This window comes from Streptomyces sp. NPDC049627, from assembly GCF_044465645.1.
Classification (GTDB): domain Bacteria; phylum Actinomycetota; class Actinomycetes; order Streptomycetales; family Streptomycetaceae; genus Streptomyces.
Genome location: NZ_JBITLW010000024.1, coordinates 21,498 through 40,652, shown reverse-complemented (window position 1 = coordinate 40,652; position 19,155 = coordinate 21,498). Strand labels below are relative to the sequence as shown.

General features: G+C 70.2%; 15 protein-coding genes. 3 read left to right on the top strand and 12 right to left on the bottom strand.

Annotation, left to right across the window (positions count from 1 at the left end; translation table 11 throughout):
- Window positions 1–67 precede the first annotated feature (67 nt).
- Together ACIBU0_RS43030 and ACIBU0_RS43025 are read right to left on the bottom strand one after the other, a co-directional pair.
- Window positions 68–232: a hypothetical protein gene (locus tag ACIBU0_RS43030; RefSeq protein WP_398830019.1), complete on the bottom strand. Its 165-nt coding sequence runs from the start codon at window positions 230–232 to the stop codon at window positions 68–70.
- A 131-nt stretch (window positions 233–363) separates the two neighbouring features.
- Window positions 364–525, bottom strand: a complete 162-nt coding sequence (locus tag ACIBU0_RS43025) for a hypothetical protein (protein ID WP_398830016.1) — start codon at window positions 523–525, stop codon at window positions 364–366.
- A 154-nt stretch (window positions 526–679) separates the two neighbouring features.
- On the opposite strand from ACIBU0_RS43025, the gene ACIBU0_RS43020 reads away from it, so the two are divergent.
- Window positions 680–1,792: a M48 family metallopeptidase gene (locus tag ACIBU0_RS43020; RefSeq protein WP_398830014.1), complete on the top strand. Its 1,113-nt coding sequence runs from the start codon at window positions 680–682 to the stop codon at window positions 1,790–1,792.
- Between the two features lie 118 nt (window positions 1,793–1,910).
- Here the strand turns inward: ACIBU0_RS43020 and ACIBU0_RS43015 are convergent, their stop codons facing one another.
- The 5 genes from ACIBU0_RS43015 to proB all read right to left on the bottom strand — a co-directional run bounded on the left by ACIBU0_RS43015 (window position 1,911) and on the right by proB (window position 7,081).
- On the bottom strand, window positions 1,911–2,984 hold the full coding sequence (locus ACIBU0_RS43015) for a hypothetical protein (protein WP_398830012.1): 1,074 nt from the start codon (window positions 2,982–2,984) through the stop codon (window positions 1,911–1,913).
- Window positions 2,985–3,116: 132 nt separating this feature from the next.
- Window positions 3,117–3,692 carry a hypothetical protein gene (locus ACIBU0_RS43010; protein WP_398830009.1) on the bottom strand — a complete coding sequence of 192 codons (576 nt, stop codon included), beginning with the start codon at window positions 3,690–3,692 and terminating at the stop codon, window positions 3,117–3,119.
- A gap of 177 nt (window positions 3,693–3,869) precedes the next feature.
- Entirely contained in the window at window positions 3,870–5,156 is a 1,287-nt protein-coding gene (locus ACIBU0_RS43005) for a glutamate-5-semialdehyde dehydrogenase (protein WP_398830007.1), read from the bottom strand.
- Window positions 5,157–5,237: 81 nt separating this feature from the next.
- On the bottom strand, window positions 5,238–5,675 hold the full coding sequence (locus ACIBU0_RS43000) for a hypothetical protein (RefSeq protein ID WP_398830162.1): 438 nt from the start codon (window positions 5,673–5,675) through the stop codon (window positions 5,238–5,240).
- 299 nt (window positions 5,676–5,974) lie between these two features.
- Window positions 5,975–7,081, bottom strand: a complete 1,107-nt coding sequence (gene proB, locus ACIBU0_RS42995; protein WP_398830160.1) for a glutamate 5-kinase — start codon at window positions 7,079–7,081, stop codon at window positions 5,975–5,977.
- Between the two features lie 243 nt (window positions 7,082–7,324).
- On the opposite strand from proB, the gene ACIBU0_RS42990 reads away from it, so the two are divergent.
- Together ACIBU0_RS42990 and ACIBU0_RS42985 are read left to right on the top strand one after the other, a co-directional pair.
- Window positions 7,325–8,707: a polysaccharide pyruvyl transferase family protein gene (locus ACIBU0_RS42990; protein WP_398830005.1), complete on the top strand. Its 1,383-nt coding sequence runs from the start codon at window positions 7,325–7,327 to the stop codon at window positions 8,705–8,707.
- A 136-nt stretch (window positions 8,708–8,843) separates the two neighbouring features.
- A complete protein-coding gene (locus ACIBU0_RS42985; protein WP_398830002.1) occupies window positions 8,844–10,913 on the top strand; it encodes a hypothetical protein in 2,070 nt (689 codons plus the stop codon).
- Here the strand turns inward: ACIBU0_RS42985 and ACIBU0_RS42980 are convergent.
- The 5 genes from ACIBU0_RS42980 to ACIBU0_RS42960 form a co-directional block, all read right to left on the bottom strand.
- Entirely contained in the window at window positions 10,882–12,108 is a 1,227-nt protein-coding gene (locus tag ACIBU0_RS42980) for a glycosyltransferase family 2 protein (RefSeq protein ID WP_398829999.1), read from the bottom strand. The genes ACIBU0_RS42985 and ACIBU0_RS42980 overlap by 32 nt on opposite strands.
- A 270-nt stretch (window positions 12,109–12,378) precedes the next feature.
- Window positions 12,379–14,433, bottom strand: coding sequence for a hypothetical protein (locus tag ACIBU0_RS42975; protein ID WP_398830158.1), 2,055 nt, complete (start codon window positions 14,431–14,433; stop codon window positions 12,379–12,381).
- A gap of 148 nt (window positions 14,434–14,581) precedes the next feature.
- Window positions 14,582–16,081 carry a D-ribitol-5-phosphate cytidylyltransferase gene (locus ACIBU0_RS42970; protein ID WP_398829997.1) on the bottom strand — a complete coding sequence of 500 codons (1,500 nt, stop codon included), beginning with the start codon at window positions 16,079–16,081 and terminating at the stop codon, window positions 14,582–14,584.
- A gap of 181 nt (window positions 16,082–16,262) precedes the next feature.
- Complete coding sequence (locus tag ACIBU0_RS42965; protein WP_398829994.1) at window positions 16,263–17,447, bottom strand: hypothetical protein; 1,185 nt, start codon at window positions 17,445–17,447, stop codon at window positions 16,263–16,265.
- A 102-nt stretch (window positions 17,448–17,549) separates the two neighbouring features.
- Complete coding sequence (locus ACIBU0_RS42960) at window positions 17,550–19,109, bottom strand: alkaline phosphatase D family protein (protein WP_398829991.1); 1,560 nt, start codon at window positions 19,107–19,109, stop codon at window positions 17,550–17,552.
- Window positions 19,110–19,155: the final 46 nt, after the last annotated feature.

Below are 19,155 nucleotides of genomic sequence, written 5' to 3'. Positions count from 1 at the left end.
TACCGGCCCCGCCTGAAGGCTCCTGCCGACAACTGCCCGGGCGGACCGGGAGGCGCCCGGTCGGGGCTCAGCGGTCGCGGTTGAACCGCGTGGTCACCCACAGGAGGAGCAGCAGGATGAGAAGTGCGCCACCTCCGGTGGCCAGCGGGCTGATGCTGTCGTGGTTGCCCCCGTGCTCCTCGCCCTCGGCGGCGAGGGTGACCAACTGGGCAGCGGCGCTGTGGAAGCTCATCTTCGGCGTGACCTATCGGGTGTGGGCGGGATAAAGATGTCGGCTCATCGTAAGCGGGCGCCATGACGGCGATCACGCCGACTCCACCGTTGGGGAGCCGCCGACGGCCCGCGGGGAACCTTCCCGGCGGCTCACTCGTCCTTCCGCCTGTAGCCCCGCAACAGGAACCACGCGGTCAGCACACAGCCCACGACCATCACGATCAGTACGACCCGGAGCAGATTCCCCGCCCCCTGCTGCTCGGCCGCACTCGCGGCTTCGGTGAGCCAGGCGGCTGCGGGGCTGTGCTCCATGGCGCGGAACTCCTTCGCTGTAGTGCCCGTCCACGGTAACTCCGCCTAGGCTGGGCTCTGCTTCGGGGGCGCAAAGGACGGAACAAGGCTCCGCAAAGGGGCCGCAGCGGCCATACACGCATACAGGGCCATCCACACGCACATGGGGGAAGACATGTCCGACGGCCACGAGCACAACGGGCACGGGCACGAGAACGTGCCGAGCAGGCAGCGCAGGCGTTTCCCGGGGATCTCCTCGCGTGCGTACGAGCACCCGGCCGACCGCTCGGCCCTGGTGGCGCTGCGGAAGCTCAGCGGCTTCGACACGGTCTTCAAGGCGCTGAGCGGCCTGCTGCCCGAGCGCAGCCTCCGACTGCTCTTCCTGTCCGACTCGGTCCGGGTCTCGGACCAGCAGTTCGGGCACCTCAACGACATGCTGCGGGACGCCTGTTACATCCTGGACCTGGAGAAGGTCCCGCCGATGTACGTCAACCAGGACCCGGTGCCGAACGCGATGTGCATCGGCCTGGACGAGCCGATCATCGTGGTCACGACGGGCCTGGTGGAGCTGCTCGACGAGGAGGAGATGCGGGCGGTGATCGGCCACGAGGTGGGCCACGCCCTGTCCGGCCACTCGGTCTACCGCACGATCCTCCTCTTCCTCACCAGCCTCGCCGTCCGGGTCGCCTGGATCCCGCTGGGCAACCTCGCGATCATGGCGATCGTGACGGCGCTGCGGGAGTGGTTCCGCAAGTCGGAGCTCTCCGCCGACCGGGCCGGCCTGCTCGTCGGCCAGGACCTGCAGGCCTCGATGCGCGGCCTGATGAAGCTGGCGGGCGGCCACCACCTGCACCAGATGAACGTGGACGCGTTCCTGAAGCAGGCCGAGGAGTACGAGGCGGGCGGCGACCTGCGCGACTCGGTCCTGAAGATCCTGAACGTGCTGCCCCGCACGCACCCCTTCACCACGGTCCGCGCCGCCGAGCTGAAGAAGTGGGCCGAGTCCCGCGACCACCAGCGGATCATGGACGGCCACTACCCGCGCCGCGCCGAGGACAAGGACACCTCGGTCACCGACTCCTTCCGTGAGTCGGCGTCCCATTACGCCAATCACGTGAAGTCCTCCAAGGACCCCCTGATGAAGCTCGTCACGGACATCGCCGGCGGCGCGGGCGACCTGGGCGGCCGGGTACGGCGGGGATTCGGCGGCTTCACGGGCTCGGCACCGTCGGCACCGAAGGACGAGCCGAGGCGGGACGACCAGGACGGTCAGGACTCCGGCAACTGAGATTGTTCAGCCCGTCTGGGGGTACCCCCTCTGGGGGAGTTTGAGGACGAGGCCCCTTCAGGGGCGAAGCGGGGGTCTGGGGTCCGCAGGCCCCCAGAGGGCGAGGAACCCACCCCGCTCACACCTTCGGCTGAGTCCCAGCGGCCAGCGTTCCGCACAGCGCCGTCGCCCCGCCCGTGGCATAGGGATCGGTACCCGCCGGTCCCCCCGCCTTGGCCGTCTGCCCCGCCAGCAGCGGATGCAGCCGGTTCGTCGAGTCCTCGGCGCAGGACAGCGGCCCGGCCTGGACATAGGACACGACGAGCTGCGCCTGGTGCAGCCGCAGGTCCTCCCGGTCGAACCGGAAGTGCAGCTCACGCCGGACCGTGAACAGCGACGCCTCGGTGGTCTTCTCCGTGTGAGCGGGCCGCAGCGCATACACGAATGTGTGGTCCGCGGTGACCTCGAGGGCGGAGGAGTCCGTCTCGGCGGCCTGCAGCGTGCCCTGCACCCGGATCCGGCGATCGGCCAGCTCGGCCTGCGTGGGGTCGAAGCGAACCAGCCACCCGGTCGGCGCATGCCGCCCGTCCGCGGTCGGCAGCCTGAAGCTCTGGTCGAACTGGTCCAGTTGATCGGGATCGAGCAGCACCCGGACCGGCCGGACCTGGTCTCCGGTGAGCACCTCGGGATACAGCGCGGACCGCACGATGTAGTCCTTCGCGATGCTCAGCGCACTCGTCACCTGACTGTCCGAGAAGTGCGCGGTACGCCGCGCGGCCGGCAGCGGTATGCCCTCCGCGCCGATGCGGAACTGCGCGGCGGGACTCTGCGCGTACAGATGGCCCGTGTCGGTCGTCCCGGGCACCTTGCCCTCCGGGGCGAGCGGGATGACGGTCATCCGCAGGGGCTCGGCGGGCGGTCCGGAACCGGCGGGGTTCTGATAGGGATGCCGTACGCCCATGTAGATCGCCGTACCGAAAGCCACGGCGATCAACAGGACGAGGATCAGTGCCTGCCGGGACAGTCCCCGGCGCAGTGGTGGGCGGCGGCGTACGGCGGGCGCGTGGTCGGCCAGGCGCTCCTGCGCGGAGAACTCCTGAAGGCGGGCAGCGCGGACGAACGACTCGTCGAAGACGACGGATCGGTACTCGTCCTCGCCACCTCCGGGGCCGCTCTCGGGTGCCCCCTCGGGTGGGTCGCCAGGCCCTCCCATACCTTCAGGGTAGGTCGCGGGGAGCTCCGGTAAACGCCCTGGTACACGACAAGTTCTGACAGGTTCTCACCAGGCCGGTCGGGCGCCTCTCGGCCGCCCTCAGGCCTTGATCAGGCCCTTGATCAGGCCCGTTCAGGGCGTGCGCGGGGCCGCCGAGACGGCCGGCGGGGAGTACTCGGCGGAGGCGGAGGGAGCTGCTCCGCTGCCCTGTTCCAGCCCGGTGGACGCGGGCGGCGGGACCTGGTCCCGGCCGCTGGAGGAGGCGCCGCGGTAGACCGCCGTGAAGGCCAGGGCGACCATGCCGATGCCCATCACGAGCGCGAGGACCCAGGCGACGGGACGGTGCCAGCGGACCTGTTTGCCGTACATCCCGGGGGCGCCGTAACGGCCCTCGAGGATGTCCGTGTCGTCCAGGTCGTCGAGTTCCGGGTCATGGCCGAAACCGGTGTGGTCGTCGGGGCCGTACCCGTCCTCGTACCGCTCGCCCCGGCCGTGTGCCCGGCGCGCTTCCGCCTCGGAGGCCTCTGCTCTCGCCTGGGCGGCGGCGAGGAGGCGCTCGACAGCGGTCGGCTCGTGCACCACGGCCGCCCGTACGAAGGCCTCGTCGAAGACCACGGAGGCGAACTCTTCGTCCGACACCCCGCGGTCGTGGTCGTCGTCGGGCTCCCAGCCGTCAGGGAACGGCGTGCCCCCCACGTCCTCCGGCACGGCTCCAGAGTAGTCCTGGGGGGTCAATTTGGGCAGACGGTAGGGAAATTCATCCGCCTTGTGAGACGCCTGTCGCGCTGCACGGGAGCGGCCCGGGGGCGTGTGTCGGGCGCATATGCCCTGGCCGCGCGCCCTGCGCCGCCCAGCCCTCCGGCACGCCCCCGCGCGGCGAGAACGTCAGCGGCGTACGTGCCCGTCCCCGGTGACGATGTACTTCGTGCTGGTCAGTTCCGGCAGGCCCATAGGCCCGCGGGCGTGCAGCTTCTGCGTGGAGATGCCGATCTCGGCGCCGAAGCCGAACTGGCCGCCGTCGGTGAAGCGGGTGGAGGCGTTCACCGCGACCGTGGTGGAGTCGACCAGCTGGGTGAACCGGCGGGCGGCCTGCTGCGAGGTGGTGACGATGGCCTCGGTGTGGCCGGAGGTCCACAGGCGGATGTGCTCGACGGCCTTGTCCAGCGAGTCCACGACCGCGGCGGCGATGTCGTACGACAGGTACTCGGTCTCCCAGTCCTCCGCCGTGGCCTCGACGACGGTCGCCTTGGAGTCCTTGGCGTACGCCAGCACCCGCTCGTCGGCGTGCACGGTCACGCCGGCCTCCGCGAGCGCGTCCAGGGCGCGCGGCAGGAACTCGGGGGCGATGTCCTGGTGGACCAGGAGGGTCTCGGCGGCGTTGCAGACGCTGACGCGCTGGGCCTTGGAGTTGATCAGGATCTCGATGGCCATGTCGAGGTCGGCGTGGGCGTCGACGTAGACATGGCAGTTGCCGGTGCCGGTCTCGATCACGGGGACGGTGGACTCGGCGACGACCGTCTGGATCAGCGAGGCGCCGCCGCGCGGGATCAGCACGTCGACCAGGCCCCGGGCCCGCATCAGCTCGCGCACGCTCTCCCGGCTCTCCCCGGGCACCAGCTGCACGGCGTCGGCGGGCAGTCCGGCCCCGCCCACGGCGTCCCGGATCACCCGGACGAGGGCGCTGTTCGACTCGTACGCGGAGGCCGAGCCGCGCAGCAGCACGGCGTTGCCGGACTTCAGGCAGAGGGCGGCGGCGTCGACGGTGACGTTCGGGCGGGCCTCGTAGATGATCCCGACGACGCCCAGCGGGACGCGGACCTGGCGCAGGTCGATGCCGTTGGGGAGGGTGGAGCCGCGCACGACCTCGCCGACCGGGTCGGGCAGCGCGACGACGTCCCGCACGTCGGAGGCGATGGCACGCACGCGCTCCGGCGTCAGCGTCAGCCGGTCGATGATGGCCTCGCTGGTGCCGGCCTCGCGGGCCTTGGCGATGTCCTTGGCGTTGGCCTCGACGATCTCGCTCGTACGGACCTCCAGGGCGTCCGCGATGGCGAGCAGCGCGTCGTCCTTCTCGGCCCGCGGCAACGGGGCCAGGTCGGCGGCGGCGGCCTTGGCGCGGTAGGCGGCCTGGGTGACCGGGGTCATGGAGTCGTACGGAGAGAGCGTGGTCATGAGAAAAGGTTAGTGCGCCACGGGGTCCCGTTCATCGCTCATCCCAAACCCCGAGACAAGGGCACAGGCCGCTCAAGACGCTCAAAAGGGGTGGACGCCCACGGGCGTCGCCGGCAGCGGCCCGTACCCTTCCGCGATCCGCTGGTGGTAGGTCTCGCGGTCGATGACCTCCAGGCCGACGATCTCCCAGGGCGGCAGCTTGGCGGTCTGCCGGTGCTCGCCCCACAGGCGCAGCGCGACGGCGGCCGCGTCGTGCAGGTCGCGGGCCTCTTCCCAGTAGCGGATCTCGGCGTGGTCGTTGGCGTATCTGCTGGTCAGCAGGAAGGGGTGGTCGTGGGCGAGCTGTTCCAGGCCGCGCCGCACGTCCTTCAGCGGGGCCTCCTGACCGGAGACGCTGAGGGTGACGTGCCACAGACGGGGCAGGTCCTCGGGCTCCTCGAACCGGTCGCCGGCCGCGACGCTCGTCAAGGCGCGCGCCGCCTCACCGACCGTGCGGGACGCCGCCGCCCCAGGGCGCACTCGTCTCACGACGGCCTCCTTCACGCAAGAGTCGGGCAGTGCGGAATGTGTCCCTGAGACAAAGTTGAGCAGGCCGCAAGGGATCGCGGGGCGGTTTTGCGGAACGTCCACCTCGGGGTGACTTCTATAAGAGGGCGTTCCCCCTGTTTTCGGCCGGGGGTCCGGGGGTTGTCCCCCGGGGCAATGCAGCGCGGAACGTCCACCTCGGGGTGACTTCTACAAGAGGGCGTTCCCCCTGTTTCCGGCCCGATGCGCTGCCCGGAGCTCGGCCCGCAGCGCGGGCCGCCCCCCGCCGCCGCTCAGGGATGCAGAATCACGAGGTCGTCCCGGTGGACGACCTCGCGCTCGTACTCCGCCCCCAGCTCCCGGGCCAGCTCCCGCGTGGACCGCCCGAGCAGCTGCGGGATCTCCTTGGCGTCGAAGTTGACGAGCCCGCGGGCGACCGCGTGCCCCCGGCTGTCGCGCAGTTCGACGGGGTCGCCCGCGCTGAACTCGCCCTCGACAGCGGCGATTCCGGCCGGCAGCAGCGACTTGCGGCGTTCGACTACCGCGCGCACCGCACCGTCGTCCAGGGTCAGCGAGCCCTGCGGAGTGGAGGCGTGCTGCAGCCACAGCAGGCGGTCGGCGGAGCGCTTGCCGGTGGCGTGGAAGTAGGTGCCGGTGTCGCCGCCGGAGAGGGCCTCGGCGGCGTGGATCGCGCTGGTGAGGACGACCGGGATACCGGCGGCGGCCGCGATCCGGGCCGCCTCGACCTTGGTGACCATGCCGCCGGTGCCGACGCCGGCCTTGCCCGCGCTGCCGATCTCGACGTGCGCGAGATCCTCCGGCCCCCGGACCTCCGCTATCCGCGAGGTGCCCGGCTTGCTGGGGTCTCCGTCGTAGACGCCGTCCACGTCGGACAGCAGCACCAGCAGGTCGGCTCGCACCAGATGCGCCACGAGCGCGGCGAGGCGGTCGTTGTCGCCGAAGCGGATCTCGTCCGTGGCGACGGTGTCGTTCTCGTTGACGACCGGGAACGCGCCCATCGCGAGGAGCTTGTCGAGGGTGCGGGAGGCGTTGCGGTGGTGGGCGCGGCGGCTCATGTCGTCGCTGGTCAGCAGCACCTGCCCGACGCGGACGCCGTAGCGGGCGAAGGAGGCGGTGTAGCGGGCGACGAGCAGGCCCTGGCCGACGCTGGCGGCGGCCTGCTGGCGGGCCAGGTCCTTGGGGCGCCGGCGCAGGCCCAGCGGGGCGAGACCGGCGGCGATGGCGCCCGAGGAGACCAGGACGATCTCCCTCTCCCCGCCGCTGCGGCTCTTGGCGAGGACGTCGACGAGCGCGTCCACCCGGTCGGCGTCCAGGCCGCCCGAGGCGGTGGTCAGCGAGGAGGACCCCACCTTGACGACGATCCTGCGGGCCTCGCCCACGGCCTGCCTTGCCCCTGCCACCTGTGTTCTTTCCCCTCGCGCGCGTCCGGTTCCCCTGCCCGGCAATCTACGCGAAGCGGCTCGGGCGGCGCGCGGGCATTCCAGCCTCCGGACGGGCAGGGCGTAGCAGTTTGCTCACGCTTCGCATACGGCAAAAAGGTTGTGTTGGTTGCCTATAGAAAACAAAGGCCGCGCAAACATAATTTGAACGCTGTGTCACACCATGCTCCTCAGGCCTCCCCCGTGAAGCGCATCCTGCTCCGCTCGGGAAAGAGCCCCTACGACGTCGTCTCCGTCGAGGAAGCCCTCCATCGGGACGTCATCGCCACCAACTCCGGCAACCTGATCTTCAGCGACGCCACCCACAAGATCCTCGAGACGCCGCACACCGAGGTCGTCTCGAACGGCATCCGCACCGACGTCTCGGCGGCGGGCCGGATCAACGAGGAGTACGACGCCTTCGTCGTGCCGCTCGCCAACGCGTTCCGGCCGTCGTTCGAGGCGCAGCTGAAGCGGCTGACGCGGCTGATCACCAAGCTGAGGATCCCGGTGGTCGTCGTGGGCGTCGGCGCGCAGGCCGGGCTCGGCTACAACGCGGGGCGGCTGAAGGGCATCGAGCCCGCGGTGCGCGAGTTCGTCTCCGCGGTACTGGACCGCAGCGCCTCGATCGGGGTGCGGGGCGAGTTCACCGAGAAGTACCTGAGGGACCTGGGCTTCCGGGACGTCGAGGTCATCGGCTGCCCGTCGCTGTTCCTGTACGGCAAGGACCTCACCGTCACGAAGCGGGAGCCGGCCCTCACCTCCGGCTCCCGTATCGCCGTCAACGGCTCGCACAGCGCGGTGAAGTCCCAGGGCCTGGACCGCGTCATCGCCGACGCCCACGCCCGCTATCCCCACCTGCGCTTCATCGGCCAGAACCTCAGCGACGCACGGCAGTTGCACTGGCGGGACCTGTCAGACCCGAACGCCCAGGTCACGGCGATGCCGACGCATCCCGACCACCCGATGTACCGGGAGGACAAGGTCCGCGTCTACGTCGACCCGGTCACCTGGATCGACGACCTGCGGGGCTTCGACTTCTCCTTCGGCTCCCGTATCCACGGCAACATCGCGGCCCTGCTCGCGGGCACGCCGGCGACCGTGCTGTGCGGTGACTCGCGGACGCTGGAGCTGTGCCGCTACTTCGGCATCCCGCACCGCCGGATCGACAAGCTGCCCGAGGACCTGGATCCGGCCCGGCTCTACGAGGAGGCCGACTTCGGCGCCCTGACGGGCGGCCACCAGGAGCGGTTCGAACGGTTCACGGCGTTCCTGGACGACAACGGCCTGGAGAACACGTTCACGCACGGCGACGGAGGCAAGGCCTTCGAGCAGCGCATGCGGTCGCTGTCCTTCCCGGCGGGCATCCGCCCCTGGAACGACGCCGACCTCGCCTCCCTCACCACCCGGTTCGGCTGGCTGCAGAGTCGTATCACGGAACTCGGCGCGGACAACGACCGGTTGAGACGCGAACTGGCCCGCGCCACCAAGTCGGGCACGGCGGACCCGGCGGCGTCCGTGTACCGGCGCGCGCGCCGTGTGGTGGGCCGCCCGATCCGCCGCGCGCTGCAGTCGGGACGGCAGTAGCGCGCCCAGCAGCAGCGGGGCGCAAGGCCCCGCCCGCGGTCACTCCACGCCCCCAGGACACGTGCGTGTCGTCTGGAGGCAGCCGCGCGTTAACCCGGTCGCACGACGTCCCGCCACGACCTTGGAGTGACCGCAGTTGCCCACACCCCTGTCCCGCATCCCGGCGAGAGCCCTCGTCACGGCACTCCTGGTCGCAGCCTTCTGCGGCCAGGCCGTGGGTGCGCTGCGCCCGCACGTCCCGCTGCTGCTCGCCGCGACGGTCGTGTCCCTGGCCGTCGAGGGCGTGCTGTACCGCTGGCACCGGGGCATGCTGTCGGTGTTCGCCAAGTCGCACGCGGACATCACCGTGCGCCACGTCCTGCGGGACCTGCTCCTGGTCGTGGCGCTGCTGCGGCTCGGCGAGCAGCACCGGGAGACGCTGTACACCCCGCTCGTCGCGGGCCTGCTCGCCTTCTACGCCCTGCACTGCGCGATCCAGGCGGTCTCGGTACTGGTCCGCCGCACCCGCACCCTGCCGGTGGTCACCCGCAACATCGACGCCTCCGCGCTGCGCCTGTCCCCCGCCCCGCCCGTCCTGCTGCGCCGCCCCGGCCACCGCCTGCTGGCCTTCGGCCTCCCGGCCACGGCGGGCCTGCTGACCACGGCGGCCACCGACGACCCCCGCTGCGCGGCCCTCGGCATCGCGCTGTCCCTCGGGCTCGCCCTGCTGGGCCTGTACGACCTTCTCGTACGGCTGCTGCCGAGCCGTCGCCCGGCGGGCGAGCAGGAGGTGCTGAAGTGGCTCGACGCGTGGCTGGCCGAGTACCGGCCGACGGTCGGCCTGTACTTCTCCGGCGGCGCGTCCTCGGCGTACCAGGCGAACATGTGGCTGGAGCCGCTCGCGCAGCTGGACGGGCGTCCGCTGATCGTGTTGCGTGAGCGGTTCATGGTGCAGAAGATCGCGCCGACCGACGTCCCGATCCTGTGCCTGCCGAAGGTCTCGACGCTGATGCACCTGGAGCAGTCCACGCTCCAGGTCCTCATCCACCCCTCGAACTCCGGCAAGACCTCGCAGGTCCTGCGCATCCCCACGCTCAAGCACACGTTCGTCAACCACGGCGAGAGCGACAAGCTGTCGTCCTGCAATCCGTACGCGAAGGCCTACGACGAGGTGTGGGTGGCCGGTCCGGCGGCGCGTGAGCGGTATGCGCTGGCCGAGGTCGGGGTCGAGGACAAGGACGTGGTGGAGATCGGGCGGCCGCAGCTGGAGGCCGTACGGCCGTACGCGGGTCCGCCGAGCGGCGGGTGCACGACGGTCCTGTACGCGCCGACCTGGGAGGGCTGGGACGGCAACCCCGGCAACACCTCCGTGATCGAGGCCGGCGAGAACCTCGTACGGGCGCTGCTCGCGGACCCCGGCGTACAGCTGCTGTACAAGCCGCACCCGCTGACGGGGTCGGTGGATCCGCGGGCGGGGGCGGCCGATCTGCGCATCCGTGAGCTGATCAGGGCGGCGAACCGGGAGCGGGACGCCGAGCGGCCGCGTGACACCGGTGAACTCGCCCTGCTGACCCAGGAGTTGGACCGCCTCACCACGACGACCGTGCGGGCCGCCGCCGATCAGATCGAGCGGATGCTGCTCCAGTCGGCGCCGGAGCCGGGGCGGGCGGAGGCGGTGGCACGGACCACGGCGGCCTGGGAAGAGGCGTACTGGGCGTCGCTGCCGGAGGGGGAGCACCAGGTCGTCATGGACGTCAGGCCCACGCTGTACGCCTGTTTCAACCAGGCGGACCTGCTCATCAGCGATGTGTCGAGCGTGATCAGCGATTTCCTGGCGAGCGGGAAGCCGTACGCCGTGGCGAACACCAGCGGCCTCGCGGAGGACGTGTTCCGCAAGGCCTTCCCGACCGTGCGCGCGGCGACGGTGCTGACGCCGGACGCGGCCGGGGTGCCGGAGCTGCTGGACGCGGTGCGCCACCCCGAGAAGGACGAACTGGTCCAGGCGCGGGCGGAGTTGAAGCGCCACCTGCTGGGGCCGGACGAGCCGACGTCACAGGTGCGCTTCAACGAGGCCGTACGGGCGCTGTGCGCGGCCGCCCTGGAGCACCGGGAGCGGATGGAGGAGCGGCTCGCGGCGGAGCTGCATCCGAGCGCCGCCGGGTGGGCCCGGGAGGTCCCCGACCAGCGGCGCTCCGTCACGCCGCAGCAGCCCGCCCGCCCGGCGTAGCCCCGCCCGAGGCCTTCAGCATCCGGCGCGCCTTGCGCACCGCCCGCCGCAGGAACGAGTCCGTGCCGCCCTCACGGTACCCGGGGAAGGCACGGGCCTCGCGCGGCTGGGCGAGGTACACGGAGTCGGGTATCCCCGCCGCCGCGTCCCGGAAGTACGGGTAGGCGAGGTAGACACGGCGGCCCTTCTTCTCCAGGAGGGCCGCCGCCTGCTTCTTGGCCTTGACGAACTCCACGACCGGCAGCAGGAGTTCGGGGCGCCGCTCGGCGACCAGGTGCAGCCGCAGGCGTTCGTGGACCTTGAGGCGGCGGGCGACGCCCGGGGTCCAGTAGGCGTCCATGAGGGGCCCGGCCAGTTCGAGCTTGTGCTGCCTGACCTCCTCGCTGTCCTTGGCGTACTTGGGGCCGAACTGCGGCAGCAGGGTGATGAGGAAGGGGCGGACCATGAGCTCGTCGCGCCGGTCGCCCGCCGGCAGGTGCTCGGCGATCAGGTTCATCAGGGCGCGCGCGGAGTCGAAGCGCAGGGTGTAACCGCCGCTCTTCGTCACGTGCTTGCCGTCGTCGCGACCGACCAGGTAGTAGCAGGTGTAGTCGGCGACCACGGAGACGCCGTTCGCCCGCAGATAGGCCTCCATCGTGAACAGCGCGTCCTCGCCGGTCCACAGGGACTCGTCGAAGCGCATGTCGTGCCGGGTCAGCAGCTCGCGGCGGAACAGCTTCTGCGCGCTCAGCGTGAACTTGATGTTGGAGGAGAAGACGTCGGTACGGTCCAGCGTCTTGCCCCACATCGACTTCGGCGCACTGCGGTTGACGCCCTCGACCCGGCCGAGCACGACGTCCGTGCCGTTCTTGTCGGCCATCGCGACCATGCGCTCCAGGGCCTCGGGGCCCAGCCGGTCGTCGGCGTCCAGGAAGAAGACGTAACGGCCGGTCGCCTTGCCCAGACCGACGTTGCGCGGGCCGCTGGGGCCGCCGGAGTTCTGCTGCCGGATCACGGTCACCGGCATCGGCACGCGAGCGGCGAACTCCTCCAGGCACTCCCCCGTGCCGTCCGTCGAACCGTCGTCGACGGCGATGACCTCGATGCGCTCCGGGTCGATGGTCTGTGCCTCGACGGATGCCAGGCACTCGACCAGGTACGGCATCGCTTCGTACGCCCCGATGATCACAGTCACATCAGGCTGCGTGACGGTCACGTTTCCCCCTTGTCAACGGGATATTTCCCCCGTATCGCCTCATTCGCTACCTGGTAGACGGCTGGGCGGTGGAAGCGGTTGCCTCACAGGCAGGAATTGGTGAGTCAGATCACATCGTGCACCTGACATGGACCCACGCTATTCGGGAAACGTAAGAGGCTCGCTAGAGGGGAATCGGCCCGGAGGCGATTTGGCCGATTCGACCAGGACCGAAAACGGCGCGGCCCCCGAGGATCCACTCCTCGGGGGCCGCGCTGTCGGGCTGGCGGGTCAGGCCGTCACGTCGTCCTCGGCCACCGACACCCGCTGCTCGGGTACGACCGCCGTCCGTGACTCCTGGCCGACATTGCGCGTCTCGGCCTTGATCGCGAGGTTCGCCACCGCGGTGTTGAACTGCTCGATGGAGGTGGGCTCGTCCGGGCCGAGCAGGTATCGCTTGAGCTCCTGCCGGTCCTCGGCCAGCGGGTCGGCGGACGGGTCGCGTACGGCGTCCAGCAGTTCGCCCAGCTCGGCCGCGCTGTTGGACAGGATCGTCGCGGCGCGCACCGCCGTGTTCTGCCGCTTGAACTCCTCCACGCCCAGCTCGGCGGAGTCGGTGACGGCGTACGGCTTTCCGCTGGCGATGAAGTCGGACACCACGCTGGAGATGTCCGAGACCATCGCGTCGGAGACGTTGAAGCAGTCGTACAGGCGCGGCTCGGCGCCCGTGATGACGCGGTGCTCGTGGCCGGGGAAGGAACGCCAGTAGGCGTCGTTCCACTCGGCGCGGAGCCGGGCGATCTCCTCGTGCTTGGCGAGGTCGACCAGGCCGTCGCGGGTGGCCTCGGCCTCGTCGCCTGCGTTGCCCGCCTTGCCGCCCTTGCTCTTGCCGGACAGTTCGGCGAGGCGGGCCTCGATGCGAGCGAGCTCGGCCTTGGCGGCGGCCTGCGCGGCGGTGTCGGCCGTGAAGCGCGGGTCGGTGGTGCGCTCGGCGGCGGCCTTCTCGACCAGGGCGGTGATCCGCCGGTGCGCGGCGCCGGCCTCCTTGCTGACGGTGCCGGTGAAGGGGTGCGGCTTGTACAGGACGCGGACCGGCGGGTCGGCCTTCACCAGCTTCTTCACGATGTTCTCGCCGGCCAGCACGATGGAGGTGTTGCCCGGGTTGCCGTCCCAGCCCTCCCAGGTCGGCGCGTACAGCACCGTCGGGACACGGCCGTCCGGCACGCCCTGCCAGGTCTGGATCGGCGCCAGCTGCGGGCGGCCGACCTCCACGATGTCCTCGTCGCGGACGCCGACGTCGGCTATGGCGTAGCGGTCGCGGCCCGCGCGGCCGGCGGTCCACACCTCGTCGTAGACCTTGCTGTACGGGTTGACGCTGGCCAGCTTGTCGCTGTCGCCGTGGCCTATGAAGACGTGCTTCATGGTGGGCACGCGCAGCAGGTGGATGTTCTTGCCGACGTTCGCCGCGTACAGAGCGACGCGCACGTTGGACAGGTCCAGGTTCATCAGGTGCACCCCTCCGGGCACGCAGATGACGGGGACCGTGGTCGGCGCGAGGTTGTTCAGGATGACCCGCTCACGCAGGATGATCAGCGGCTTGGAGTCCAGCTGCTCCATGGTCTCCAGCCACATGTTGACCTGGTAGGCGGAGTCCTTGGAGCCGGAGAAGTACAGCACCGTCTCCGGTCGGTACTCGTGCAGCCAGTCGTCGACGGCGGCCAGGACCTTCTCCGCGTTCGGCGGGACCTTGCCGCTGCGGACGTACGGGACGAGCGCCAGCACGTACAGGCAGCCGAGGGCCACCGTGATCCCGATGCCGATGAAGCCGACCACGGCCGACTCCACGGCGGCGGCGACGAGGATGCCGGCGACGGCCGCGAGGTCGAGGTGCAGCATCTTCTCGGCGGAGCGGTGCAGCAGGCCCCGCGGCGGGGCGTCCGGGATGCGGATGCGCGAGGCGAGGTCGACGTTGCGGGTGGCGACCGGCATGCGGCGGCGGTTGCGGATCAGGGTGACCAGTGCGCCGTGCGGGGCCTGGAGGCCGTAGAAGGCGATGAAGCAGGCGATCGCGCCGTAGTAGATCAGGTCGTCCGCGAGACCGAGCCGGGCCAGCAGCAGGATCAGCAGGAGCTGTCTGATCAGGAACCGGATCGACAGACCGGCGCGCACCTTGCTCAGGCGGTTGACCAGATAGCTGCCCTTGCGGTGCAGATAGTGGTCCGCCAGGTACGTCACGGCGGCCGCGGCCGCGAAGGCGGGAACGCTCGGGACGAGCGCGGCCAGCATGAGTGCCGGGAAGCCCAGCATCATGAAGGCCGCCGCGGCCAGCTCGGCCGCGCTGCCCACCCGGGCGACGCGAATAGCGGTGGATATCACGGAGAACCTGCTCTGGAGGGAGGGGCCGGTCTGGAGGGGGAAGGACTCAGGCCCCTGTGAATTCTTCGTGAACGAAGAATCGCAGAGGCCTGAATTCCATAAGGCTATTGACTCGTGATTATGCCATGCCGTCCTGGCGGTCCAGAACACTGGCCAGCGCCTGCTCGAAGCCGGACGCCTTGCCGGCGGCCGCCGTCGGGTCCTGCTGGCGGACGTCGATGACATGGCCGGTCAGCTCGGACAGCAGCACGTCGAGGGAGGTGCGGGCCACGGCCTCGGAGGAGAGCAGGCTGCCCGCGGGCTCCTGGCCGAATGCCTTGGTGCGCATCGGCGTGGCGGTGCGCTCCGGGTTGATGCAGTTGACGCGGATGCCGTCGCCGGCCCACTCGTCGGACAGGGCCTGGGTGAGGTTCACCATGGCGGCCTTGGTCGAGGAGTAGAGGCTGTACTCGGCGCGGCCGCGGGTGTAGCTGCTGGAGGTGTACAGCAGCAACTGGCCCTTGGTCTCGGCCAGGTACTTGTACGAGGAGCGCGCGATCTGCACCGGGGCGAGGTAGTTGACCTTCAGCGCCTCCTCGATGGTGGCGTTGTCGGTCTCGGCGAGCTTGCCGATGCGCAGCACGCCCGCGGTGTTGACGACGTAGTCGATGCGCCCGGTCTCGGCGTACGCCTTGGACAGCGCGTCGTCGACCTCCTCCGGGTTCTCCACGTGGGTGCCGGTGGTGGAGCGGCCCAGCGCGTACACCGTGGCGCCGTAGGACTCGGCGAGTTCGGCGATGTCCTTGCCGATGCCGTAGGAGCCGCCGAAGACGACGATCGTCTTGCCGGTGAGCAGCTGGCGGTAGGCCTCCTCGCTCACCTGCTCGGGAGCGGCGGTGGAGGCCAGCTGGAACAGCTTGTCGGCGATGAAGACGTCGACGGGCTGGGTGACCTTCATGTTGTACTCGTCACCCGCGACGACGTGGATCGGCACGTCCGGCAGGTACTTGAGCACGACGGAGCAGTCGTCCGTGGCCTGGAAGTTGGGGTCGCCGGCGGCGACCTCGTAGGCCCGCTTGATCGTGGACAGCTTGAAGGCCTGCGGGGTCTGGCCGCGGCGCAGGCGGGAGCGGTCCGGGATCTCGGTGATGAACTCGCCGTCCTCGCCGTGCGTGCGCGTGACGATGATGGTGTCCGCGGACGGGATGGCGACGTCGACGGCCTGGTAGCGCTCCAGCGCCACGACACAGTCGTCGATCACGCGCTGCGACAGCAGGGGGCGCACGGCGTCGTGGAACAGGACGTTGAGGTCCTCTCCCTCGGCCAGGCCCTCGCCGAGCGCCTCGATGGCGCGCTCGGTGGTCTCGTTCCGGGTCGAGCCGCCCTCGATGATCTTCTTTACCTTCGTGAACCCGGCCTTGGCGACGATCTTCTCGATGTCCGGCACGTACCCGGGCGCCATCAGCACGATGACGTCGTCGATCGAGTCGGCCTTCTCGAAGGTGGTCAGGGTGTGCTCGATGACTGCCTTGCCGGCGATCTTCAGCAACTGCTTGGGGATCGACAGACCCACGCGCTGACCGGTACCGCCGGCCAGGATCACTGCGGTGGTACGGGGCTTGGCTATGTGCTGGGACACAGGTGACCTACCTTGTGGCGACTGGGAACTTCGAAATGGTCCCACTTGGGGTTACCGCAGTGCAAGGTGAGCGTCCCCGGCTGCATATGTGCGCGCAACCTGTCATTCACCTTGTACGCATGGTCATTGTCGGGGGCTCCTCCGACTGTTCGGGGAAATTGCTGTGAGTAACGGCACAGGCTCAGCGAAGCCGTAGCCGCTTGAGGCAACGGTGGCCGAGTACCCGTAGGAGCTCCTTGGACGACGCCTGGTGCACCGTACGCGACTTGGCGGGCCTCATGCACCCGGCGGCCGCCGCCGCGAGGGCTCCGTAAAGCGCCTGGGCCGCGGCTTTCGGGGCGATGCGCGGCTCGGTGTCGGTTCGGGTCGTGGGCTTGGGCGTGGCGGACAAAAGCCGCATGTCGCCAATGACGCGTACACCCGAGTCCCCGATACGCTCCGCCATCTCCGCGCCGATCTCCGCGGCGGCCTCGACGGCCCAGCGCGGAGTACCGATCTTCACGTCGCCGGGACCGGGAGTGCACGTGTTCTTCATATGCATCACGGCACCGTTCCGGACAAGTTGCGAATAAAGCTCCTCGGGGAGTTCATTGGCGCGGAATTCCTTATTAAGATTCCGCAGCATTTCGGTCTCGGCGAGGGTGAGCGAGCGATTCGCCGCGTCCGGAACGGGACGCAGAAGACGCGCCGGCAGCCCGAGCAGCGCCTCGAAGGTGCGCATCAGCCCCTCCCGGTCCCGGTCGTCGACCACGACGACGGTGACCCGCTCCGGACCGACCACCCCGGCCCACCGCCCGACCAGCCGGTCATGCCGGTGCCGGCGCCAGAAGCTGGGGGTGGGCCTGTCGTACGGCGGCCTTCTGAGCATGTGCTCCAGCCAGTCCTCGTAGCCCATGCGCAGGCCGTTCTGCACGTACTGCTGCCACTGCGAGGGCATGATCTTCCCCAGCGGGCGCAGGGTGACCAGGACGTGCACGCGGTCGCCGCCGAGTTGCTCGACGACCCGCCGGACGGTGTCGTCGTCGGGGGCGTCGGCGAAGAACTCGCTGCTGATCACCGCGGTGCGCCGGCCCGTGGCGCGCACCTGCTCCAGCAGCCGCTCCCAGTGCCGCTCGGTCGGCCGGATGTCGCCCATCATTCCGGTGCGGGAGCAGGCGGCCAGTACCGCCTCCATGGGGTGCCGGGTGGTGGCCGGCCACGCGACACCGTGCCGGGCCATCTCGTCCTTCGCCGCGAACAGCGCGCCCTGGATCGAGGTCGTGCCCGTCTTGTGCGGGCCGATGTGCAGCAGGCGGGTCCCGGGCGGCAGCGGGGTGATCACGCCGTCGCCGCCCGGTAGTTCAGCTCTCGTACAGTCCGTCTCCATGACAAGAGGACGGTAAGAGGGGTTGCTGAGAGAGCACTGAGAACGACCTGGGACGCACCTGAGTCCCAGGCCCGCCATCAGGACGGACGCGAGTGACGCGGGTCACACGACCTCGACGCCCGGCCGCCCCGCCTCGACCCGCAGCCGCGCCAGCGTGCTGGGCGTGGCGGTCTGCCGGCGGACCGTGTCCACGATGCGCACCTGTGCGTCGATACCGTCGCGGCGGATGTCGAAGAGGTGGTAGCCGCGGTGGGCGTCGAGCAGCTTCCAGTGCGGGTTGTCCGGCAGGCGCGGGTCCCACTCCCGGTGGAAGGCGGCCTGGTCCTGGTCGCCGTTGCTGGAGATGGACGTCCCCACGAACTCGGCGCCGACGACGTCGGAGTCCGGGTCGGCGTAGTCCTCCTTGAGGTCGCTGATCATCGTGAGGTGGCGGTCGCCGGTGAACACCACCGGGTTGCGGACCTCCTTCAGCTCCTGCATCAGGGCGTTGCGTTCGACCTGGTAGCCGTCCCAGGCGTCGTAGTACCAGAGCTTGCCCTCGCCGACCTGGAGATCTGTCTCGGCCATCATGATCTGCGAGCCGATCATGTTCCAGCGGGCCGGCGAGTGGTGCAGCCCGTCGAGCAGCCACTGCTTCTGCTCGGCGCCGAGCATGGTGAGCGAGGGGTCCTGGGCGCCTTCCTGGCTGGTGGCCTGGTCGCTGCGGTACTGGCGGGTGTCCAGCACGCTGAGCCGGGCCAGGCGGCCGAACTCCAGGCGGCGGTACATCTGGATGTGCGGGCCGTTGGGAATGGCGCTCGCCCGGACCGGCATGTGCTCGTAGTACGCCTGGAAGGCCGCCGTCATCCGGGCCACGAACGCGTCGTGCGGCTGCTTGTCGGGGTCCTGGGGGATCTCGCCGGCCCAGTCGTTGTCGACCTCGTGGTCGTCGAAGGTGACCACCCAGGGCGTGTTCGCGTGCATCGCGGCGAGGTCCGGGTCGGTGCGGTACTGGGCGTACCGGTTGCGGTACTGGACCAGGGTGTACGGCTCCCCCGTGCCCTCGTGGCGGCGCAGGGCCGTCGCCGACGGGGAGGACTCGTAGATGTAGTCGCCGACGAAGAGAACGAAGTCGGGATCTTGGTCCAGCATGTCGGCATATGGCGTGAAGTAGCCGTGCTGCCAGTTCTGGCAGGAGGCCAGCGCCATGCGCAACCGGCCACCGGAGCTGTGCCGGTGGGGCGCGGTGCGGGTACGGCCGGTCGGCGACAGCTGGCTGCCGGCGCGGAAGCGGTACCAGTAGGTACGCCCCGGGCGCAGGCCCCGAACGTCGACGTGCACGCTGTGCCCGAGCTCGGGCCGGGCCTGCGCGACGCCCCGGCGCACGACCTTTCTGCACCGCTCGTCCTCGGCGAGCTCCCACTCCACCGACACCGCGCCGTCCGGCATACCGCCGCCGTTCAGCGGGTCGGGGGCGAGCCGGGTCCACAGCACGATGCCGTCGGGCAGCGGGTCGCCGGAAGCGACGCCGAGGCTGAACACGCCGTCCGGCAGGGGGGTTTCCGCGGCCCGCGCGGCCGTCGGCAGCCACAGCTGGGCGGAGGCCGCGGCGCCGAGCACCGCGGCACCCGCGGTCAGAAAGCGGCGACGGTCGGGGGATACGGGTCCGGACACTCCGGTCATCTGCGAACTCCCTTACCTCACTGGCCTCTTGGACACTTCGGATGCT